The following is a 543-nucleotide window of genomic DNA, read 5'->3' as shown; positions in this document are numbered from 1 at the left end:
GAGTGCGAAGGAAGGTACAAAATGAGTTTGATGATTACGATCGTAAGAAGTGCAAACGAATGCGCCACGTGTTTTATAAGCATTATGAAAACTTAACGGACAAGCAGTTATGGTATTTAAATTACTACAGGGAAAAATCAAGTGAGTTAAACAGAGCTTATCAACTAAAGGAAGCTTATCGCTTATGGTTTGAAACAGCGAAGCAATTGGCCCCGCATGGGTTAAAAGATATTAAAGAGCACTTATACCAATTTTATGATCTGGTCAGGACTTCAGGGATGAAGGAATTTGAAAAAGCGATTGAAACCTTTCATAACTGGCAGAAAGAGATTATGAACAGTTTTGCGTATAATCTACATAATGGCTTCGTAGAAGGCATTAATAATCAAACCAAAGTCATTAAACGAAATGCATTTGGTTTTAGACGGTTTAGTCGCTTTAGATTAAAGGTGTTATTACATCATCAGTACAAAAATATAAAAGTTCGGGTCGCATAAATTAGGAGTGAGCGAAGTGCTCACCCCAACATTTGACTTGGAACCA

The 543-nt window shown here is 36.6% G+C and carries 1 protein-coding gene; it reads left to right on the top strand.

Annotation, left to right across the window (positions count from 1 at the left end):
• Positions 1-497, top strand: a 497-nt coding sequence (locus ABD006_RS17930) for a transposase (protein ID WP_343844122.1), incomplete at its 5' end; no start/stop codon positions are given.
• Positions 498-543: the final 46 nt, after the last annotated feature.

It is taken from the genome of Salinibacillus aidingensis (genome assembly GCF_039522525.1).
Taxonomy (GTDB): Bacteria; Bacillota; Bacilli; order Bacillales; family Alkalibacillaceae; genus Salinibacillus; species Salinibacillus aidingensis.
Note: the sequence above shows the minus strand (reverse complement) of the source record. Positions and strands in the feature narration are given on the sequence as shown.